The sequence below is a fragment of the Pseudogracilibacillus sp. SO10305 genome, assembly GCF_037072005.1.
Taxonomy (GTDB): Bacteria; Bacillota; Bacilli; order Bacillales; family Amphibacillaceae; genus Pseudogracilibacillus; species Pseudogracilibacillus intestinigallinarum.
In genome coordinates, this window is record NZ_JAXHDE010000008.1 from 14,173 (window position 1) to 34,426 (window position 20,254).

At 35.2% G+C, this 20,254-nt stretch carries 21 protein-coding genes; 13 read left to right on the top strand and 8 right to left on the bottom strand.

Annotated elements, in window-relative coordinates; genetic code table 11:
• Nucleotide 1: 1 nt before the first annotated feature.
• The 7 genes from SPD45_RS07875 (at nt 2) to SPD45_RS07905 (ending at nt 6,441) form a co-directional block, all read left to right on the top strand.
• Entirely contained in the window at nt 2–790 is a 789-nt protein-coding gene (locus SPD45_RS07875) for an aspartate dehydrogenase domain-containing protein (RefSeq protein ID WP_336267198.1), read from the top strand.
• A gap of 135 nt (nt 791–925) precedes the next feature.
• A complete protein-coding gene (locus tag SPD45_RS07880; RefSeq protein WP_336267199.1) occupies nt 926–1,945 on the top strand; it encodes a TRAP transporter substrate-binding protein in 1,020 nt (339 codons plus the stop codon).
• Between the two features lie 113 nt (nt 1,946–2,058).
• Nucleotides 2,059–2,562 (top strand): TRAP transporter small permease, encoded by a 504-nt coding sequence (locus SPD45_RS07885; RefSeq protein ID WP_336267200.1) that lies wholly within the window; start codon nt 2,059–2,061, stop codon nt 2,560–2,562.
• Between the two features lies 1 nt (nt 2,563).
• Nucleotides 2,564–3,844, top strand: coding sequence for a TRAP transporter large permease (locus SPD45_RS07890; RefSeq protein WP_336267201.1), 1,281 nt, complete (start codon nt 2,564–2,566; stop codon nt 3,842–3,844).
• Nucleotides 3,845–3,883: 39 nt separating this feature from the next.
• Nucleotides 3,884–4,903, top strand: a complete 1,020-nt coding sequence (locus SPD45_RS07895) for a TRAP transporter substrate-binding protein (protein WP_336267202.1) — start codon at nt 3,884–3,886, stop codon at nt 4,901–4,903.
• A 39-nt stretch (nt 4,904–4,942) separates the two neighbouring features.
• On the top strand, nt 4,943–6,088 hold the full coding sequence (locus SPD45_RS07900) for a Gfo/Idh/MocA family protein (protein ID WP_336267203.1): 1,146 nt from the start codon (nt 4,943–4,945) through the stop codon (nt 6,086–6,088).
• A gap of 44 nt (nt 6,089–6,132) precedes the next feature.
• Complete coding sequence (locus SPD45_RS07905; protein ID WP_442962005.1) at nt 6,133–6,441, top strand: cupin domain-containing protein; 309 nt, start codon at nt 6,133–6,135, stop codon at nt 6,439–6,441.
• A gap of 90 nt (nt 6,442–6,531) precedes the next feature.
• Here the strand turns inward: SPD45_RS07905 and thrB are convergent, their stop codons facing one another.
• From thrB to SPD45_RS07925, 4 genes are all read right to left on the bottom strand, one after another.
• Entirely contained in the window at nt 6,532–7,428 is an 897-nt protein-coding gene (thrB, locus tag SPD45_RS07910) for a homoserine kinase (protein WP_336267205.1), read from the bottom strand.
• Between the two features lies 1 nt (nt 7,429).
• Complete coding sequence (thrC, locus tag SPD45_RS07915) at nt 7,430–8,494, bottom strand: threonine synthase (RefSeq protein ID WP_336267206.1); 1,065 nt, start codon at nt 8,492–8,494, stop codon at nt 7,430–7,432.
• Nucleotides 8,495–8,496: 2 nt separating this feature from the next.
• On the bottom strand, nt 8,497–9,789 hold the full coding sequence (locus SPD45_RS07920) for a homoserine dehydrogenase (protein WP_336267207.1): 1,293 nt from the start codon (nt 9,787–9,789) through the stop codon (nt 8,497–8,499).
• Nucleotides 9,790–9,901: 112 nt separating this feature from the next.
• Nucleotides 9,902–10,351: a YaiI/YqxD family protein gene (locus tag SPD45_RS07925; protein WP_336267208.1), complete on the bottom strand. Its 450-nt coding sequence runs from the start codon at nt 10,349–10,351 to the stop codon at nt 9,902–9,904.
• Nucleotides 10,352–10,484: 133 nt separating this feature from the next.
• On the opposite strand from SPD45_RS07925, the gene SPD45_RS07930 reads away from it, so the two are divergent.
• Nucleotides 10,485–10,976, top strand: coding sequence for a hypothetical protein (locus SPD45_RS07930; RefSeq protein WP_336267209.1), 492 nt, complete (start codon nt 10,485–10,487; stop codon nt 10,974–10,976).
• A gap of 6 nt (nt 10,977–10,982) precedes the next feature.
• Here the strand turns inward: SPD45_RS07930 and SPD45_RS07935 are convergent, their stop codons facing one another.
• The gene (locus tag SPD45_RS07935) at nt 10,983–12,239 is read right to left on the bottom strand and encodes an AAA family ATPase (protein WP_336267210.1); all 1,257 of its coding nucleotides are present in this window, start codon (nt 12,237–12,239) and stop codon (nt 10,983–10,985) included.
• Nucleotides 12,240–12,381: 142 nt separating this feature from the next.
• Between SPD45_RS07935 and SPD45_RS07940 the strand changes: the two genes are divergently transcribed.
• The 3 genes from SPD45_RS07940 (at nt 12,382) to SPD45_RS07950 (ending at nt 16,100) form a co-directional block, all read left to right on the top strand.
• Nucleotides 12,382–13,209 carry a squalene/phytoene synthase family protein gene (locus SPD45_RS07940; RefSeq protein WP_442962006.1) on the top strand — a complete coding sequence of 276 codons (828 nt, stop codon included), beginning with the start codon at nt 12,382–12,384 and terminating at the stop codon, nt 13,207–13,209.
• Nucleotides 13,210–13,370: 161 nt separating this feature from the next.
• Complete coding sequence (locus tag SPD45_RS07945; protein WP_336267211.1) at nt 13,371–14,537, top strand: SH3 domain-containing protein; 1,167 nt, start codon at nt 13,371–13,373, stop codon at nt 14,535–14,537.
• A gap of 240 nt (nt 14,538–14,777) precedes the next feature.
• Entirely contained in the window at nt 14,778–16,100 is a 1,323-nt protein-coding gene (locus SPD45_RS07950) for an anthrax toxin lethal factor-related metalloendopeptidase (RefSeq protein ID WP_336267212.1), read from the top strand.
• Nucleotides 16,101–16,140: 40 nt separating this feature from the next.
• Here SPD45_RS07950 and SPD45_RS07955 read toward each other — a convergent pair whose 3' ends face one another.
• The 3 genes from SPD45_RS07955 to SPD45_RS07965 all read right to left on the bottom strand — a co-directional run bounded on the left by SPD45_RS07955 (nt 16,141) and on the right by SPD45_RS07965 (nt 18,656).
• Nucleotides 16,141–16,536 carry a hypothetical protein gene (locus tag SPD45_RS07955; protein WP_336267213.1) on the bottom strand — a complete coding sequence of 132 codons (396 nt, stop codon included), beginning with the start codon at nt 16,534–16,536 and terminating at the stop codon, nt 16,141–16,143.
• A 75-nt stretch (nt 16,537–16,611) separates the two neighbouring features.
• Nucleotides 16,612–17,988 (bottom strand): sensor histidine kinase, encoded by a 1,377-nt coding sequence (locus SPD45_RS07960; RefSeq protein WP_336267214.1) that lies wholly within the window; start codon nt 17,986–17,988, stop codon nt 16,612–16,614.
• Nucleotides 17,985–18,656 (bottom strand): response regulator transcription factor, encoded by a 672-nt coding sequence (locus tag SPD45_RS07965; RefSeq protein ID WP_336267215.1) that lies wholly within the window; start codon nt 18,654–18,656, stop codon nt 17,985–17,987. The genes SPD45_RS07960 and SPD45_RS07965 overlap by 4 nt, the downstream gene beginning before the upstream one ends.
• 109 nt (nt 18,657–18,765) lie before the next feature.
• Between SPD45_RS07965 and deoC the strand changes: the two genes are divergently transcribed.
• Nucleotides 18,766–19,437 (top strand): deoxyribose-phosphate aldolase, encoded by a 672-nt coding sequence (gene deoC, locus SPD45_RS07970; protein ID WP_336267216.1) that lies wholly within the window; start codon nt 18,766–18,768, stop codon nt 19,435–19,437.
• 227 nt (nt 19,438–19,664) lie between these two features.
• Complete coding sequence (locus tag SPD45_RS07975; protein ID WP_336267217.1) at nt 19,665–20,246, top strand: biotin transporter BioY; 582 nt, start codon at nt 19,665–19,667, stop codon at nt 20,244–20,246.
• Nucleotides 20,247–20,254 lie beyond the last annotated feature (8 nt).

A 20,254-nucleotide genomic window follows, 5' to 3' on the forward strand; every position in this document is an offset into this window, starting at 1 on the left:
AATGAAGAAATACAAAGTTGCATTAATAGGCTATGGTTTTTTAAGTGATATTATTGCAAAAGCGATTACAGAAGGCCCATTGAATGAATTCGAACTTGTTGGAGTTCTTGGTAGAACAGAAGAAAAAGTGAAAGATTTTGCCGCAACATATGATTGTGAGCCGTGTAATGAAATTGATGAATTAATGGCTTTGAAACCAAACTACACTATTGAGGCATCCACCCCAGATGGATTAAAACAGTATGCAGAAGAGATACTTAATGCTCAATCACATTTAATCGTTCTATCGATTGGCGCTCTTGCGGATGAAGTATTTTATAACAAGATTGAACGTATTGGAAAAGAAAACAATAAGAAAATTTATCTTGCTAGTGGTGCTGTAGGTGGTTTTGATGTCTTACAAACGGCAGGATTGATGGGTAAAATAAAAGCTAGAATGACCTCTAAAAAAATGCCACGCGCCTTAAAGAAGACAAGAGATTATGATCCAAGGTTACAGCATATTACAGAACCAAAAGAAGTTTTTTTGGGAACAACAAGAGAAATTATGGATTTTATGCCGAATGGATTGAATTTATCCATAGCCACTGCATTGGCTAGCGCAGGAATTGATGAAACGGAAATGAGAGTTATAGCAACACCAAATTTTGAAGGAGATGAATATAAAGTAGAAGTTCAATTAGATGATGAAATTTGGATTGAATTAGATGTATATTCAAAGACCTCAGCAATTGCGGGATGGAGTGTTGTTACAATATTGAAGAATATTGAATCGACTTTTGTAATATGATAAAAAATAACATTCTATAAAGTATACATATATGTCATGCTTTAATGTGAATGTTATTTATGTAAGGAGTATTTGAAGCGCTTACATCATGTTGTGGAATGATTTATATTTGCTATTAAAAATGGGGGGAAACATATGAAAAAACTATGTTTTAGCTTTATATTGTTGATAGTGTTGGTATTAGTGGCTTGTGGAAGTAACAGCTCTGGAGGGAATGGAAATTCAAATAATAAAGAAGGTTCTTCAAGGGATTCAATAACATTAAAATTAGCGGATATTCAACCGGATGGTTTTCCAACAGTTGTAGGAGCAGAGGAATTTGCTAAATTAGTCGAAGAAAAAACAGATGGACGTTATAAAATTGATGTATATGCAGGAGGACAATTAGGAGACGAAAAAAGTATTATTGAGGAGCTTCAACTAGGATCAATGGATTTGGCTAGAGTCAATGGTGTTCCGTTAACAGAATTTAACGACAAAATTGGAGTTCTTAATTTACCATTTTTATTTGAAACACAAGAAGAGAAGTGGGATGTATGGACAGGTGAAGTAGGAGAAGAAATTTTAGAATCCTTTTTAGATAATAATATGATTGGATTGGCATTTTATGATAATGGTGAACGTTTCTTCTATAGTAATAAAAAGGCAATTAAAGGTTTAGATGAAATTAAGGGGCAAAAAATCAGAGTTCAAGAATCAGAATTAGCAATTGATATTGTTGAAGCGCTTGGTGCTTCTGCAACACCAATGGCGTATGATGAGGTCTATTCAGCAATTCAAACTGGTGTAATTGATGGCGCGGAAAATAACTTCCCTAGTTTCTATACCTCGGGACATTATGAGGTAGCTAATTATGCAACATTGCCTGGTTATCAATCGGTACCTGAAGTGTTAGTAGGATCAAAAGAATTATGGGATAGTTTGAGTGATGAAGATAAACAACATTTCAAAGATGCAGCAATGGAATCGATTGATACGCAAAGAGAGGCATGGGATGAACTTGTAATTGAATCCCAAGAAGAAATTGAAGCAAATGGTAATGAAATCGTTGAAATAAACGATATTGAACCATTAAGGGAAGCGGTACAATCAGTTTATGAAAAGCATGGGGAAGTGTATAAAGATCTTTTAGATAAAATTTTAGAAGAAAACTAGAAGCTGGAGCTACGACAAATATAAAATATTCTGAAGGTGATACATTTTCGTGTGCCATATATACTTTTGTCGTAGCTTCTTTTATATTCTTAACAGAAGGAGAGGGAAGTGTAATGGGTGCAATTAAAAAGGTAATGAATGTACTTGATAGGATATTACTAATTATAGCGCTCACGATGCTAGCTAGTATGACACTCATCATACTTTATCAAGTGTTTTCAAGGCAATTATTAAGTTATACTCCAGCCTGGTCAGAAGAGTTGTCCAGAGTTCTGTTTGTCTGGGTAGCATTCTTTGGTATTGCTTATGGTTTTAAACATAAATTACATATAGGTGTTGGATTATTAGCGGAAATGTTACCTGAGTTCATACAAACAATATTTGATATATTAGCAAAAGTTACTATTATTATTTTTGGTATTTTAATGATTTATTATGGGATTAATTTTACAGTATTGATGATGGATTCAACCTTACCAGGATTAAGGCTGCCTTCAAGTGTACTATATATTGTAATCCCTATAACAGGGATGTATATCCTTTTATATGGTATTGAACTGTTATTCGTGAAAGGGCTCCATCAAGACTATCATGATGAACAGGAAGGGGATGAATGATATGGAAATATATATTTTAATAGGAAGTTTTGTGTTGTTGTTAATATTAAGGTTCCCAATTGCATTAACATTAATTGTTTCATCCTTACTGACAGGTTTGTACATGGATGTACATCTAGCCTCGTTAATTCAAAAGATTGTTGGTGGACTTAATTCATTTTCATTATTAGCGATACCATTTTTCATTTTAGCTGGTGAGATAATGAATGAGGGAGGAATTTCTCGAAGACTAATTAACTTTGCTAATGTCATTATTGGAAAGATCCGCGGGGGTTTAGCAATGGTAAATGTTTTGGCTAGTACTTTTTTTGGCGGAATTTCAGGATCTGCACTTGCAGATACATCATCAATTGGTTCAGTTATGATTCCAATGATGAAAAAACAAGGGTATGATGCAGATTATTCTGTTGCTGTAACTGTATCTAGTTCTGCCCAAGGTGTAATGATACCTCCAAGTCACAACATGATTATTTTTTCATCAGCAGCTGGTGGTGTTTCTGTAGGGGCACTTTTTATGGGGGGATTATTACCCGGATTATTACTTGGTTTTGTACTCATGATTATCACATATGTACTTGCTGTAAAGAGAAAATATCCAAAAGGTGAGGCAATTGATAAAAAAGAAATTCCTAAAATATTATTCGATGGCTTATTGGGGTTATTTACAATAGTGATTATTATGGGTGGTATTTTAACAGGTATGTTTACCGTAACAGAATCAGCTGCTATTGGAACATTGTATGCTTTTATTATTACATTTTTTGTTTATCGAGATATTAAAATTACAAGAATGGGAATTATTTTGAAAAATACTTTCAAAGTTTTATCAATGGTCTTGTTTTTAGTAGGAGCATCGGCAGCATTTGGGCACATGTTAGCATTATTAAAAGTGCCATTATTAGTTTCAGAACTACTTATTGGTATATCACCAAGTCCAGCCGTAACTATCTTAATGATTATTATTATATTGTTATTATTAGGAATGATAATGGATATGGCTCCTTTAATTTTAATTGCAACTCCTATTTTATTGCCGGTTGCAATGGAAGTTGGAATGGATCCAGTTCATTTTGGAGTTTTACTAATCTTATGTTTAGCAATTGGATTAATTACTCCACCAGTTGGAACCGTTTTATTTGTTGGTTCTGCTATAGGGAGATTACCGATTGAAAAAACTAGTAAAGGATTAATTCCTTTTTATGCTGCAATGATAGTAGCGGTTTTAATCGTTGCGTATGTACCAAGTGTCTCTTTATATTTACCGAGCGTTTTTTTTAAGTAACTACTATATGAACATTTATAAAATGGAGGTATATCATTCATGAAAAATCGTATGGTACTGAAGGTTATAATGTTAATTGGATTATTAGTATTGTCAGCATGTGGTAATAAGGCCTCGACAAAAGAAGCAAATAATGGAGGGAATGATAATAGATCGAATGAAACAGTTATTTTTAAGTTAGCTGATATCCAACCAGAAGGATATCCAACAGTTTTAGGTGCACAAGAATTTGCTAGACTAGTAGAAGAAAAAACAGAAGGTCGTTATAAAATTGATGTTTTTCCAGGTGGGCAACTTGGCGATGAGAAAAGTATTATAGAAGAGATTCAATTAGGTTCGATGGACTTTGCTCGTGTAAATGGGGTACCTTTGACAGAATTTAACGATAAAATTGGAGCACTAAATTTACCATTTTTATTTGAAGATGCTAATGAAAAATGGGACGTTTGGTTGGGAGATGTTGGAGAAGAAATTTTATCCTCTTTTGAGGATAGTAATATGGTTGGTTTAGCGTTTTATGATAATGGAGACCGATTTTTCTATAGTGATGCAAAACCTATTAAAAATTTAAAAGATATAAAAGGACAAAAATTACGTGTTATGGAATCGGAAATGGCTATTGATACAGTAGAAGCATTAGGGGGATCAGCAACCCCGATGTCATATGATGAAGTATATTCCGCTATTCAAACAGGTGTTATTGATGGTGGAGAAAACAGTTTACCTAGTGTTTATACAGCTAAACATTATGAAGTTGCAGAATATTTAACAATCCCTGGATATCAGTCAGTACCGGAAGTTTTGATTGGTTCGCAGAAAGTATGGAATAATCTGAGTGATGAGGATAAAAAATTATTTAAAGAAGCTGCAATTGAATCAATTGACGTTCAACGAGAAGCTTGGGATGCATTGGTAGATGAATCTTTAGAAGAAATTGAAAAGAATGGAAATGAAATTATTGAAATAAATGATTTAGATGCATGGAAAAATGCTGTTCAACCTGTTTATGAGAAATATGAGGTGGAGTATAAAGATATTTTAGACAAGATTAGACATTAATGTTCTAGAGACCATTTATAAAGTTGGTGGGATTATATAATGAAAATAAAAGTAGGAATCATTGGGATGGGTTCTCAGGGAAGTTTTTATGCAGATGTCATTCAAAGTGGAAAAGTGAAAAATATGGAGTTAACCACTTTATGTAGTAGGAGCGAAGAAAAAAGAACATATTTCTCAAAAAAGTTTAAGAACATTGAGTTTTATAAAGATTATAACGAAATGTTTGATAGTGGTAATGTTGATGCGGTTATTATATGTACTCCACATTATTCTCACCCGAAAATTGCTAAAGCTGCGTTGAAAAAAAGTGTCCATATTTTGGTAGATAAACCAGCGGGTGTTGCAGCAAAAGATGTACGTTTATTAAATGATATTTCAGATCAGTATTCAAACTTAGCATATGGTCTAATTTATAATCAACGAACAAACCGTTTATATAGAGAGTTAAAAAAAGTAATAGATGAAAAACGTATTGGAAATATTCGTAATATACATTGGTTAAATACGGTGCATTGGCGCCCAGATGTTTATTACAAACAAAATACGTGGCGTGCAACATGGTATGGAGAAGGTGGAGGAGTTCTAATTAATCAAGCAGCACATCAAATAGATTTATTACAATGGTTGTTTGGCGTTCCAAAAAAACTTTTTGCAAAGTTAAAATTTGGATACCAGAGAAAAATTGCTGTAGAAGATGATGCGACATTAATCTTTGAATATGGTAATGGAGCAACAGGAATATTTGTTACACGTACTCATGATTTGTTAGGAACTGATCGTTTAGAAATTTTGGGTGATAAAGGGAAGATACTTGTGGAAAACAATAAGAGTATTATCATTAAAAGTTTGCATAAACCTGAAAAGGAGATGAATTTTGAAACGAAAATAGCAGATATCCCAAAAATTGTACAAAGTAACAATGTAGCAAGTATATATGAAGAAGAAGAGTTGTATTTCAAGGATATTTGGGGAGAGCAACATGTAGAAGTGTTTGAAAATTTCGCTAATAATATTTTATATCGAGAACCTCTTATTGCTCCAGGTTTAGAAGGAATTAATAGTGTACAGATATTAAATGCAGCATATTTATCAGGGTGGACAGAAAATGAGGTTACACTTCCTGTTGAAGAGGATTACTTTGAGAAAGTTTTACAAGAGCGAATTGAGATGGAAAGAAGGAATTAGTGTTATTAAAAAAGTAAGGTGCACTGTGAAGGATGTGGTTTGTGTTGGATAATAAATGGATTAATGTAGAACCGGGTGTACAAAGGAAAATCTTTCCTCCAGGAACTTCTATTATGATGATGGAGGTGAGATTTGAAAAAGGTGCGATTGGAAAAAAACATAAGCATATGCATGAACAACTTACGTATGTATTGGAAGGAAAGTTTAAATTCAATTTAAATGATAAGTATTATATTGTTGAAGAGGGAGAGACTATTTTCATTCCTTCAAATGTAGAACATGGTGTAGAAGCACATGTAGAGGGACGTTTATTAGACACATTCACACCGCTGAGAGAAGATTTATTGGAATAGTTTTAAAAGAATAATGCCGGATATTACTATATTTATCTAAAATTAGCCTTTCAACCTATTAAGCCACTTAATAGGTTGAAGGGTTCATTTTTATTTATGTTCATGTATCTTTGTACGTAAGCCTGTTTCATCTAATTTTAAAGCGACAACTTCATAGTTTGGAAGTTTTTCTTGCATTGTTTGTGCAACATTCACACCTTGTCCATTTGCGACGAAGGAGATCATTGTTGGACCTGCACCGCTAATTACAGTGCCATACGCACCAAGTTTTCTCGCTTCAGAACGGATTTCATAGTAGTTCGGAATTAATTTGGCGCGGTAGCTTTCATGAAATAAATCACTCTCCATCATTTTACCAGCTAATTCATAATCACCTGTTAAAAGGGCTGAGATCATTAAATTACTAACCCCACTAGCTGTAGCAGCGTCTTTCATTTCGAATTCTGTCGGTAATACTTTACGGGCATCTTCTGTTTTTAGTTCGAAGTTCGGTATATAGACGACTAAATCAGTATGAATGGCAGGTAACTTTTTGTATGTTGCTTCTTCACCCATTTTTACTGTTACGACGAAACCGCCTAATAATGCAGCAGCAACATTGTCTGGATGACCTTCAATTCGAACAGCATAGTCTAATTTTTCCTTCTCACTTAAATGTAAATGGCATAATTGATTTGCTAATTCGATTCCGGCGACAATCGCCGAAGCACTACTACCAAGTCCACGTGCTAGTGGGATTTCGCTCGTCATCTTCACATGGGAAGGTGGGAGCAAGGCATCATGCCAATCAGCGACAGTTTTTGCTACTTTGTAAATATAGTGATCTTCATAATTAGCAACTTCAGGAATCGTATCTGTTGCATGTGTAAATTTCCAATTTGTTGCACGTTCGACATCTAATGTTAAATAACGGCTAACCGCAACTCCAGCTGAATCGAATCCAGGTCCGATATTTGCTGAACTTGCAGGAACAGTGATTGTAAACATTTTATTTCCCTACCAATTTTTCAATATATTCTGTTACAGCTGCTTCATCATTCGGCAATGAAACAGGGTCAATTGTTACTTGTTCGATGGCAGTTTGTGGATCTTTTAAGCCGTTACCAGTTAAAATAGCAACAACTTTTGTACCTTTTGCAATCGTTCCGGCTTTTACTTGTTGGTACACACCAGCGATAGAAGCACATGATCCTGGTTCAGCAAAAATACCTTCTTTCGCAGGTAATGTTTTAAATGCTTGTAATATTTCTTCGTCGGAAACCGAAGTAATCATTCCTTTTGATTCGTCACGAGCATTTTCAGCTAATTGCCAGCTTGCAGGGTTTCCAATACGTATAGCAGTTGCAACTGTTTCAGGAGTTGTAATAGGTTCCCCTTTTGTAATTGCTGCAGCACCTTCTGCTTCAAACCCATAAATTTTTGGTAATGTGGAACCTTTTTTCTCGGCATATTCTTTGAAACCTTTCCAATATGCACTAATATTTCCAGCATTCCCGACTGGAATAGCTAAAATTTCTGGCGCTTCCCCTAATTGGTCAATAATTTCAAAAGCTGCTGTTTTTTGTCCTTCTAAACGATATGGATTGACAGAGTTAACAAGTGTTACTGGATAGTTTTTACTAATATTTTGTACCATCGTTAATGCATCATCGAAGTTCCCAGCGATTTGAACGATTTCAGCACCATACATAACTGCTTGTGCTAGTTTTCCCATCGCTACTTTCCCTTCAGGAATGACAACAACAGCCTTCATTCCCGCTTTTGCTGCATATGCTGCAGCCGCTGCCGAAGTGTTTCCAGTAGAAGCACAAATAACAGATGCACTACCATCTTCTTTCGCTTTTGCAACCGCCATAACCATACCACGGTCTTTGAAAGAACCAGTCGGGTTTAAACCTTCATATTTTCCGTATAATTCAATCCCTAACTCTTCTGATAGGTGAGGAAAATAAACGAGCGGTGTATTTCCTTCGTGTAATGTTAATGCAGGAGTTTCCTCAGAAACCGGTAGAAACTCTGCATATTCTTTAATTAGTCCTTGCCAATTTTTCATAATTAAGCATCCCCTTCAACACGGTAACTACTTTCAACCGTTTCAATGACATGTAAATCTTTTAATTGTTCCATCGCATTCTGGAAGTTTGCTAGTGATGTTTTATGTGTTACGACAACAATTTCAGCTGCCCCTTTATCGACAGGTGTTTGTAAAATTCGCTCAAAGCTAATTCCTAATTTATTGAATAAATCAGAGATAGAAGCAAATGCTCCCGTTTCGTCTTTTACGCGTAAACGTAAGTAAAACTGCCCGAAGCGTTCCTCCGCAGGTGCTAATTGTTTCTCGAAACGAGTTTTAACAAATTTTTTCCCGTTCACACCTAATAGCATATTTTTAATCGTTGCAACAACGTCTGACATAACAGCTGTTGCTGTTGGTAAACTACCAGCACCAGGTCCATAGAACATTGTTTCTCCAACTTGTTCGCCACTAACATATACTGCGTTAAATTCATCATTTACAGATGCTAATGGGTGATCTTTGGATAGAAATGTCGGTTGAACACTTACTTCAATTTTATTATCATGTCGATTTGCAAAACCGATTAATTTCATCGTTAAATTTAATTTATTACCATATTCGATATCTTCTAATGCTAACGTAGAAATACCACTTACTTCCACATCATCTAGTTCCACATCTGTGAAAAACGATAGACGAGCTAAAATAACCATTTTTCTTGCGGCATCTAGCCCTTCCACATCTGCAGTCGGATCAGATTCTGCAAAGCCTAGTTCTTGTGCTTTTTGTAAAGCATCTTCATAGCTCTGACCTTCTTTATCCATTTTCGTTAAGATATAGTTCGTTGTACCATTAATGATTCCCATTACTTGGTTAATACGATCCGAAACAAGTCCATCAGATAATGGGCGTAATAGAGGGATTCCTCCACCAACACTTGCTTCATAGAATAAATCACAGCCATTTTCACGCGCCGTTTCTTCTAATTCTGGTCCGTGTAATGCAATTAAATCTTTATTTGCCGTTACAACATGCTTTTTCGCTTTTAATGCTGTTAAAATATATTCACGAGCCGTATCTACTCCACCCATAACTTCGATAATTACGTCGATGTTCGGATTGTCTAATACGTCTGCACTATTTGTCGTTAATAATGTTTCATCCACCGCGATTTTTCGAGCTTTTTCCATGTCGCGAACAAGTACTTTTTCAACTTTTACACCGCAACCTAATTGATGCTGTAAGTCTTCTTGATGGTCTTCCACAATTTTGATGACACCAGAACCGACCACACCTAATCCTAATAAACCAATAGAAATTTCCTTTTTCAAATCGTCACCTCATTTGTTATGTATAGATAATTTTGAATATTTTAATTAATCGTATTTCATATAGAACAAGAACTATTATACCATTTATATATATGATTTTGAATTTATATAATTATTTAATGTATGTTTGTATCACGTCATGTAATTTTCGGGCGAATTTTTCTCGTTCTTCGTTTGTAAAAGGCTTCGGTCCTTTCGTTTTCTTCCCGGCTCGTCGCATTTGTGCCCCGATATGTCGTTGAGTAAGTAATTGATCAATATTTTCATCTGTATATTGGAACCCTTTATGGTGGAGCACATGTGCTTGTTTTCCTAAACATAGTGCAGCAAGACCATAATCTTGTGTAATGACGATGTCGTTTGCTTGGATGTTTCGGGCGATTTCATAGTCTGCCATGTCAGCCCCTTTATCTACATGAATGACTTCGACAAATGATGGATATTCCGTTTGTGAAAAATGAGCATAATTTTTCACGAAGACGACTTGTAGATCATGTGCTTTTGCCACGTCAATTACTTCATTTTGCACGGGGGATGCATCTGCATCAACAAAAATTCTCATCTATCTTTCTCCTTCTTTTCCTCTTGTTTCCGTGGCTCTATCATATCACGCATAAAAATGGATTGACAAAATAATCGGGAAAGAAGAGTGAGTGGAGTGGAGGAGTTCTATAGATCTTGAAAATAGAGGGGGAGTGGAACTTAACTTAAGGACGCTGGGTCTCTCTATCGTCCTTGAAATCGCGAAAATCCAAATCTCAAGGATGCTGGACCATTCTATCGTCCTTGAAATCGCGAAAATCCAAAACTCAAGGACGCTGGACCGCTCTACCGTCCTCGAAATCGCGAAAATCCAAAACTCGAGGACGCTGGACCATTCTATCGTCCTTGAAATTGCGAAAAATGAAAACTCAGGGACGCTGGACCGCTCTATCGTCCTCGAAATCGCGAAAATCCAAAACTCGAGGACGCTGGACCATTCTACCGTCCTTGAAATCGCGAAAATCCAAATCTCAAGGACGCTGGACCATTCTACCGTCCTTGAAATCGCAAAAATCCAAATCTCAGGGGCGCTGAGTCTCTCTACCGTCCTTGAAATCGCGAAAATCCAAAACTCAAGGACGCTAGGCTCGCAATACTCCAAAGCTCCAAACTCCATCAAATCCCCACACTTAAAGCACTTTTAGATAATATTAAAATCCAATCCCGTCTTCATAATCTTCCATTTCCCACTCTTGTTTCATTGCACGTTTATGGTTTTCTTTTAATTCTTCAATGATTGTATCGACGTCAACTTCATTTTCATAATGCCATTGCAATGCCATTGACATATATAGTTCATTTAATTGAGCAATAGATAATCCTTTCGTTTTCTTCGCAATAGCATCTAACTTTTCGTGTGGAACGAATTGGGTTAAATTTTTCTTCTCAATATAGAGTTTGCGCATTTCAGTATTTGGTTGTTTCACTTCATATGCACGATCAAATCGCCCGGCGCGGTTAATTAATGCAGGATCAATTCGCTCTGGATAGTTTGTCGTCCCGATTAGGAAAATTCCTTCCTTAGTTGTTGCGCCATCTAATGCATTTAAGAAAACAGAACGTGCCTCCGCTGGCATGGAATCAATGTCTTCGATAATTAAAATGACGGGAGCCATTTTTGTCGCTTTTTCAAACACTTCACTAATCGAATAACTTGAAGTATATTCTGTAATTTGCCAATAAATAACAGGCGCATCGACACTACCAGCAATTGACTTTACGAGTGTCGTCTTTCCGTTTCCAGGATTTCCGTACAATAAAATTCCGCGACGATATGGAATGTGATAAGTTTTATAAAATGTACCTTCATTTGTGAAAAATTCATCAATCGAGCGGAAAATATCTCGCTTGATACTTTTTTCAAGCAATACTTCTTCTCGAGAAATTTGATTGGTAATCTCTTCTTGTTCATCGATTAGACCATCCTCGGTATCGGTCATAATCGTAATGCCATCTAACATAGATGTACGGTATTGTTCTTCCATAAAATTTAAAAATGCAATAACTTGTGCATCATCAGACCCGAAAATAAATTCGTGTGGATAATCGACATGGCTTTGAAATATATGGATATTTGCAATAGCTACATCAAATCTAGGAAAATAGAAAACATGATTTTCTTCAGATACTTGAATTGTTTTCGCCCCATCTTTATCTATAATTTGTTTTTGAGGATCATGTTCATGAATCGGTGCAATCACTTCCATTTCTGGTGTGTCACTTTCGATTAATTGTGTAAGAATGATATCGGACATACCGATCGTTTCCTCGTACGTATAAATAACGTATGTATGGCCTGTTTTTTCTCTTAATAAATTTGCGATTTTGTCAGTCGTGTATGCAAAATCATAATAATGTGGATAATGTTCTCGCGTTATTTCTGAAAAACGAACTAAAGGTTGTTTCATGTATATAATCTCCATCTCTTTGTGATGATAGTATTATAACTTTTCTTCACCGATTCGTAAATATTTAATCGAAATGCATATAAAGGAAAAAAACCGTTTTCTTTGTTATACTTAAAATAACCTTTTTAAGGAGGAAACGAGATTGAAACATAATGTGAAATTAGAAAAAGAGGCAATGCGCGTCTTAAAAGAAACGAGTAGAACATTTTATATTCCGATTACATTGTTGAAAAAGGAATTGCGTTTAACAGTCGGTTCCGCTTATTTATGTATGCGTGCAATTGATGAAATTGAAGACCATGAAACGATGGAAAAGGATATTAAAGCAAATCTATTACGTAAGACAAAAACATTGTTACTAAAAGAAGGCTCTTTCGATAAAGAAGCATATATGGATCTCGTTCGACCATATGAAGATGCGTTTCCTGAAGTAACATTACGTTTAGCGGAGTGGATTGATGTTTGCCCAGAAGGGATTGTCGAACAGGTGAAGCAGTCGACAGCTGAAATGGCTGGTGGAATGGCTGACTGGGTAGAAAAGGACTTTGCTGTAAAAACAAAAGAAGATCTTGATGATTATACATACTATGTAGCTGGACTCGTTGGAGTAATGCTTTCACAGATTTGGGAATGGTACGATGGAACTGAAACTGATCGTGATTTAGCGATTGGTTTTGGACGTGGGCTACAAGCAGTAAATATTTTGCGAAACCAAGAAGAAGATATGGAAGAGCGTGGTGTAAGCTTCATGCCTGAAGGATGGACTCGTGATGATTTATTCGTCTATGCGCGTGAGAATTTAGCGAAAGGAGACGAATATTTAAAATCAATTAAAACGAGAACCATTACGCTATTTTGTAAAATTCCATTAGCTTTAGCTAAACGTACGCTGAAAGCAATGGAAGAAGGAAAAGAAAAAATGTCTCGAGTAGAAGTCGAGGAAGTTGTTGAACAAGTGAAAAGTGAATAAATCTAAATAATGATAAGTTTTCCTTACAAAAAATGTAAGAGAAAAGTATCAAACGCCTTTACACAAAAAGTAAAGGTGTTTTTTTATGTGCGCTAAAACATTTGAACTAGTATAATATGCCTAATTTGCTATATGTGATGATGAAAATGAGGGGGGTGTTTATGAATAAAGTAATGATGGTTTTATTAGCGATTTTATTATTCTTTTCTTCGATTCCGTTCGATGTAATTGCGGAAGAACATAAAGGACAAGAAGAAAAAGAAATTCGTATCGTCTATACGACAGATGATACAGATCCGATTTACCTATATGAAAATATAACAGATGAAGAAGCACTATTAGAGTTAGACAATGAAACGATTGTAGAACTGGTGGAGGAATCACATGAACTACATGAACAAGAGGATTCGCTACATCACCCATTCGTGTTTGTGAAAGTAGAACAAGAAAACGATGAAAATGAACTAGAAATGTATGAAGGCTACGTAGAAGAACAATATATTTTTACAGAAGAAGACCTGTCCACATTGAAACAAACCGAGGAAAAAGAAACAGATGAAGTTGAAGATGAAATTGTAAGCGGTGAAGAAGAGCCAACGATAGAAACGGAAGAAGAGATTATAAACGAAGAGGACGAAACGTTTATTGCAAAAGAAAATGAAGCGATTCCTCCCGTTTCTCCAAAGAAAAGAGCTGTCCAAAAAGCTGCACCAAAAATGATAAAAGGATATGCAGCTAAAAAGAAAACAATCATTTATGAAGCGGCGAATAACAATGCGAAAAAATGGATGACTAAAAGTATTGGTCAGCCTATTACATATTCAACATACAATGACCAATGGGTACAGACAAAAGTGAAAATAAACAATAAAGAAGTAGTAGGTTATATAAAGGCAAAAGATGTCACAATAGAACAACCGATTATTACTGGATATGCGTTAACGAATGATACGAAATTATATAAATCAAAAAGTAAAAAGAGCAAAGTTTTAAAGACTTATAAAAAAAGCGCAATAATTACATATACGTACAGTAGTAAAAATTGGTTTAAAGTTACGACGAAAATAAATGGAAAAAATGTAACAGGATATGTGCATACAAAAGATGTTGCGATGACTGCCCCGAAAGTGACACGACATGCCATAAAAAATCCAACCAAAGTGTATGATAAACGAAATCGCAACGGAAAAGTATTAAAGAAATTTTCCAAAGGTGCTGTCGTTACTGTCCAAAATAGTACGAAAAATTGGTATCGAGTGACAGTTAAAATAGATGGGAAAAACAAAGCAGTTGGACTGATCGCTCAAGAAAGTATCAAAATGCATTAAAATAAAAAATAACATAATGGCCTACTTATAAAACAACAGTAGTACAAGTTGATTGCTTCGTATTACTGTTTTTTCGTAAAAAGTTAAAAATGTTAGAAGTTCGTCACGATTTATTGGAATAGAGGTTTGTTTATATGAAAGAAAAGGAATAAAATAGTATAGGTATTCACTCATATATACATTGTTCAGAAATTGTTGTATGATATTTTTGATATTGGATTGTAAAGGAGGCTCGTTACAATGGTAAATAAGGACATCATGAAACTACCATCTTTATTCATAGTTAGCATACTATTTGCCATGCTTTTTCTGTTTGTTGATAGTGGACAAGCTGAAGAGAAAGAGCCTAGAGAATATTCAAGGAATCATTATTTTGCTAATGACGAACTAAGAGAACTAATAGAAATTCGTGCGTTAGATAATAATTATGATCATGAAACAACACAAGAGATGCTTGATCGAATGGCAGCATTTCCGAGAAGAATTCTCCAAGAAGCAGTCAAAAAAGACGTACTGTTTATTTTATCAGATATACCGGCAGTGAAATTAGAAGAATTCCAAGATTTGCAAGGGGAGTTATCTGGTAAAAATGATGTTATTTATGATGACATAGCAGGACTAGCGCGGGATAATGTGAGTGTTGCAAAAATTGGCCAAAGTTATCCAGGAGATATGCATTACAATGCATTGTTAGAATTCCATGAGTTTGCACATATGGTTGATTTTAATGTATTAGATGAAAAAGTATCTGATATGGATGAATTTAAGAAAATACATAAAAAAGAATATGCGAAACTATTTCCAGGAAGTTCATATTATTCATATGCAGACGAATATTTTGCTGAAGCGATGACACATTATTTTCTTGGTGGTTGGTACAGAGAAACATTGAAAGATACTGCCCCGAAAACATTTAAGTTTATGGATACTTTTACAGAAAGAATTTTAAGTGTCGATGAAAATAATGATAAAGGTATCAAGCTATCATGGGATGCACACCCGAAGGCTGAAAAATATCATATTTATCGGGATGGAGAGAGAATACACACAACTGATGAAACAACGTATGAAGATGTGAATTTTGATATTTTCACTACACATGAATATGCCGTGGAAATTATAGACGAAGAAAACAATGTACTGAATAAGACGTTTAGTAGAAAAGTGAAAACAGAAGACAACACGTTCTTTTCGATTGAAGATCCAGATAATATCGCTGTCGTTAATAATAGTAAAGACGATATTACGCTCAAATGGGAAAATATTGATAATGCCATTTATTATGAAGTAGTTCGCGATGGAAAACTTCTTGGTTCATCTGTTGTAAATAGTTATACAGATAAAAATGTGGAACCGAATAAAACTTACGAATATAAAGTACGAGCAGTCAACAGTGCGAAGCGGTTTGTATCATTTAACGACATAACTGTTGAAACAGATTCTCGAATGACAACATTTATTAATCAAATTAAATCCATTTGGTCTAACTTTTTTATTATACAAATTTTAATGCCAATCATTACAGTGACCATTTTATTACTTATCTTTAGAAAAAGAAAATAAGCGTCGGTATGACCTTTGCTAGTCATCCGGCGCCTATTTTTTATGCCTTTTGTTCTTTGCTCACGAATGTCACAATGACGAATAATAAAAAGCTAATAAGTAAAATAGTTCCTCCACCAATATAAATTGGTAAAATAATAGCCTTCGAATCGCCAAATGGTTGTAAATATTGTAACCATAGTCCGATAGATAAACCTGCAGCTCCGATGATGCCTGTTATGGCTTGGGCAGATACTAATTTTGATGCTTGAATACGAAATGCTTTATAATACACACCCCATGCGAATAGAGATAACCAACCAACAACTAAAATATGTGCGTGTACTGGACGGAATGCTAAAGAACCAGCACCTGCCATATGGGAACCTAAAAACGCTCCAATTAATCCAAAAATCGCTGCAAAGCGAATAAGTCTTTTACTCCATACTGTTTCCATATTTCATATCTTCCTCTCATATAACTGTTATATGTTATATTAAAGGTTGAATATGAACGCAACATGAACGGCATATTACAATTTAGGAAAGGTAATCGAAAAAGTTGTTCCTTGATCAATATTACTTGTTACACGGATCGTCCCATCGTGCAAGTCTACTATCTGTTTGACGATAGATAATCCTAATCCTGTCCCTTCAATGCTTGCATGTCTTGCACTATCGACTCGATAAAATCGATCAAATAAAAATGGGATTTTTTCCTGTTCTATACCGATGCCATTATCTTTTATTACAGCGATAATTTCTTGGTCATTTTCAATGACATCAATATTGATTGCTCCATTTTCCTTCGTATATTTTAACGCATTCGAAAGTAAATTTTCCCAAACCTTTTCCATATATGCTTGATGACCATACATTGTCATTTCATTTAGGTGCATCGTTAACGAAATATTCTTTTCCATTAACTGCCAGCGATGCTTTTGAATGACTTCTTTTATTTGTGTATCAAGACGAAAGTTCTCTTTTTGAACATCATTTTCTAATGTATCTAGCGAGGTTAATAATAATAATTGTTTTGTCAATTCGGATAGGCGGTCCGTTTCACTTTGAATAATTTCTGTATACAAACGTACCTCTTCATTTGTGAGATTCCCTTCATGTAAAAGGCTCGCATATCCTTGAATATTTTGTAATGGTGTTTGGAAATCATGAGATACATCACTAATGAATTGCTTTTTCATTTTATCAGATGCATCTAATCTTTCAGTCATTTGCTGAAAACTTTCTGCTAATTGACCAATTTCATCATGACGATTAGTCGGTAATTCAACCGCAAATTGCTCTTTTCCAATTTCTTTTGTCGCCTTTGTTAATTCTGTTAAAGGGCGGACGAGTTTCCTAGCGATAAATAACATAGCAACCATACTAACAATCCCCATTGCAACAAACATTCCACCAAGTAAGTAATGAACTTCCGTAAATAGTAATTTAATATCGGGACGAATGAAAATGGCATGTCTTTGTCCATCTATTTCAACAGGTACCCCGACAGTATTTGCTGTTTCATCTGAGAAAAAACCTGTAACGAATGTTTCTTTTGGAAAATCACGCATCCCATGATAAATAGTGCCATTTAGTACTTGTTCTATCGCATCACCTGATAAATTATGTTCCCGAAAATCAGCTCCATAAAATGCTGTATCTCCATCTGGATCGATATGTAAAATTTTATAGCCAACATTAGCAGTAGTCCGTAAATAATTCTCGATATGATCGGTCGTTGCCATATATTCGGCCATTTCTTGCGCAATATGGACATTTTTTGTATCATTATTTTCTTTTAAATATTGATGATAAAAAGTGTTGACAGCTAAAAAGGCAATAATCATACTACCGATCATAATGACTGCGGTAAAAATGAAAAACTTACTATATAAAGATCGAATCATTGTGCAACCTCTAATTTATAACCAACTCCACGTACCGTAACAATTTTAATTTCATCTGTAATCGGACGTAGTTTTTCGCGAATTCGTTTAATATGGACGTTTAATGTTTGATCGTCTCCCTCATAATCGATTCCCCAAACTCGTTCAATTAAAAACTCTCTTTCAAACACATGGTCTGTTCGTGAAGCGAGTACAGATAATAATTCGAATTCTTTTAATGGAAGGAATAATGTTTTATCGCCAACTGTAACATCGTAATTTTGTTGGTTAATGGTCATAGGACCAATGTTGATCAGTGTATCGACAGATTTGTCATACCGACGTAAAATTGCTTGCACGCGAAATAGCAATTCCTTCGGTTCGAAAGGTTTTACGACATAATCATCTGATCCAGCTAAAAATCCTTTTTCTTTATCTTCCAATTCTCCTTTTGCTGTTAATAAGAGGACGGGAATATCGTATGTGCGTAATTGTTTCGTTAATTCATATCCGTCCATTTTTGGCATCATCACATCGACAATCGCAAGGTCAGGAAATTCTTGTTCAATTTTTTCCAAAGCATCTATACCGTTGTTTGCTTTTATCATTCGGTAATTTGCTCGACTTAAATGAATGCTAACAAGGTTTACAATTTTTTCGTCATCGTCAACGACTAAAATTTTATTCATACAATCGTCCTTTCCAACGGTTTTGTCATCATTTTATTAAAAAGATTGTTGCTTGTTCTATTATTGTTTATACTAACAATAACATAGATTTTTAAGGGAGAGAAAAATGATGGTAGAAAATATTGCGCAATATATTGATCATACATTATTAAAACCTGAAAGTACGAAGGAACAAGTAGAGCAACTATGTAAAGAAGCGAAAGAATATAATTTTGCCACAGTTTGTGTGAACCCTTATTGGGTAAAATTTTCCGCTGAACAATTAGCTGGAACAGATGTCGGAGTGACGACAGTAATTGGGTTCCCGTTAGGTGCGACGAGTACATTTACAAAAGTTGCTGAGACACGTGATGCGATTGCAAATGGTGCAACCGAAGTTGACATGGTGATGAATATCGGAGCATTTAAATCAGGTGATGATGTTGCTGTTTTACAAGATATGGAAGAAGTGGTTCAAGCGGCAAATGGTTTAGAGGTAGTGAAAGTAATTTTAGAAACAGGTTTTTTATCTCCTGATGAAATTGAACGTGCATGTAATATCGCGAAAGAAGCAGGGGTAGACTTCGTTAAAACATCGACAGGATTTGGACCTGGAGCTGCAACAGTAGAGGCAATTGAACTGATGCGTCAAACGGTAGGACCAAACATCGGAGTAAAAGCTTCGGGCGGGGTACGTGATGCAGCATCAGCGAAGGCGATGATTGATGCAGGAGCAAATCGAATTGGAGCAAGTGCTGGTATTGCAATTGTAGAAGGAACAGCAAGTGACACAGATTATTAATATAAAGGTATGAATAAATGGTAATGTTTATCAAAAAGATGAACATTACCATTTTTTTATATGACAGAATTTAGAAGTTTTCTAATTGGAAGTAGTGTATTCCAAGTAAATAACGACATAAAATTTATCTGAAATTTTAAAAAAATACTGTACATAATTTTCAAATTATGCTATTCTTCATTTGTGTCAACTTAAAAATATTTAGGTTTACACAAAGGGGTGGAATCATGAAAGCGAATCAAACGGTAAAAATTGTGTACGGTGGATTATTTATCGCACTTACTGCCATTGGAGCGAATATTACAGCGATTATGCCGTTTTTAGTCGTTGGAGGGGTGCCTATTACATTGCAAACATTTTTTGCTGTATTGGCTGGACTTGTTCTCGGGAGTCGTTTAGGAGCATTTACGATGTTCGGGTATATGTTAATTGGATTGGCAGGTGCACCTGTATTTGCACAGTTTAGTGGGGGTGCCGCAAATTTATTAAGTCCTACTTTTGGTTTTATCATTTCATTTATTATCGTTGCGTACATATGTGGGAAACTAGTGGAATATAAGCAGACAAAGTCAATGTATATAGTTGCATCGTTGTTCGGAATGTTATTTATTTATGTTTTTGGAACGAACTGGCTATATATGGCGTATAAACTTTGGTTTCAAGCGCCAGAAGGGTTCCACTACGGAATTGCATGGTTATGGATGATTGTTCCATTGCCAAAAGATATTGCTTTAGCACTTGTTGCAGGTGTATTTGCATATCGATTAGATGCTATTTTAATGATGCAAAAAGTTCGATCACAATCATAAAAGAAAGG

Bases quoted from the DNA above. Each gene is read 5' to 3' on its own strand.
- SPD45_RS07950 (WP_336267212.1), top strand. From the start codon at position 14,778: ATGGTAAATAAGGACATCATGAAACTACCATCTTTATTCATAGTTAGC.
- SPD45_RS07935 (WP_336267210.1), bottom strand. From the start codon at position 12,239: ATGAAACAACCTTTAGTTCGTTTTTCAGAAATAACGCGAGAACATTAT.
- SPD45_RS07975 (WP_336267217.1), top strand. From the start codon at position 19,665: ATGAAAGCGAATCAAACGGTAAAAATTGTGTACGGTGGATTATTTATC.
- thrC (WP_336267206.1), bottom strand. From the start codon at position 8,494: ATGAAAAATTGGCAAGGACTAATTAAAGAATATGCAGAGTTTCTACCG.
- SPD45_RS07895 (WP_336267202.1), top strand. From the start codon at position 3,884: ATGAAAAATCGTATGGTACTGAAGGTTATAATGTTAATTGGATTATTA.
- SPD45_RS07965 (WP_336267215.1), bottom strand. From the start codon at position 18,656: ATGAATAAAATTTTAGTCGTTGACGATGACGAAAAAATTGTAAACCTT.
- SPD45_RS07880 (WP_336267199.1), top strand. From the start codon at position 926: ATGAAAAAACTATGTTTTAGCTTTATATTGTTGATAGTGTTGGTATTA.
- SPD45_RS07900 (WP_336267203.1), top strand. From the start codon at position 4,943: ATGAAAATAAAAGTAGGAATCATTGGGATGGGTTCTCAGGGAAGTTTT.
- SPD45_RS07945 (WP_336267211.1), top strand. From the start codon at position 13,371: ATGAATAAAGTAATGATGGTTTTATTAGCGATTTTATTATTCTTTTCT.
- SPD45_RS07885 (WP_336267200.1), top strand. From the start codon at position 2,059: ATGGGTGCAATTAAAAAGGTAATGAATGTACTTGATAGGATATTACTA.
- SPD45_RS07925 (WP_336267208.1), bottom strand. From the start codon at position 10,351: ATGAGAATTTTTGTTGATGCAGATGCATCCCCCGTGCAAAATGAAGTA.
- SPD45_RS07955 (WP_336267213.1), bottom strand. From the start codon at position 16,536: ATGGAAACAGTATGGAGTAAAAGACTTATTCGCTTTGCAGCGATTTTT.
- SPD45_RS07875 (WP_336267198.1), top strand. From the start codon at position 2: ATGAAGAAATACAAAGTTGCATTAATAGGCTATGGTTTTTTAAGTGAT.
- SPD45_RS07890 (WP_336267201.1), top strand. From the start codon at position 2,564: ATGGAAATATATATTTTAATAGGAAGTTTTGTGTTGTTGTTAATATTA.
- deoC (WP_336267216.1), top strand. From the start codon at position 18,766: ATGGTAGAAAATATTGCGCAATATATTGATCATACATTATTAAAACCT.
- thrB (WP_336267205.1), bottom strand. From the start codon at position 7,428: ATGTTTACAATCACTGTTCCTGCAAGTTCAGCAAATATCGGACCTGGA.
- SPD45_RS07960 (WP_336267214.1), bottom strand. From the start codon at position 17,988: ATGATTCGATCTTTATATAGTAAGTTTTTCATTTTTACCGCAGTCATT.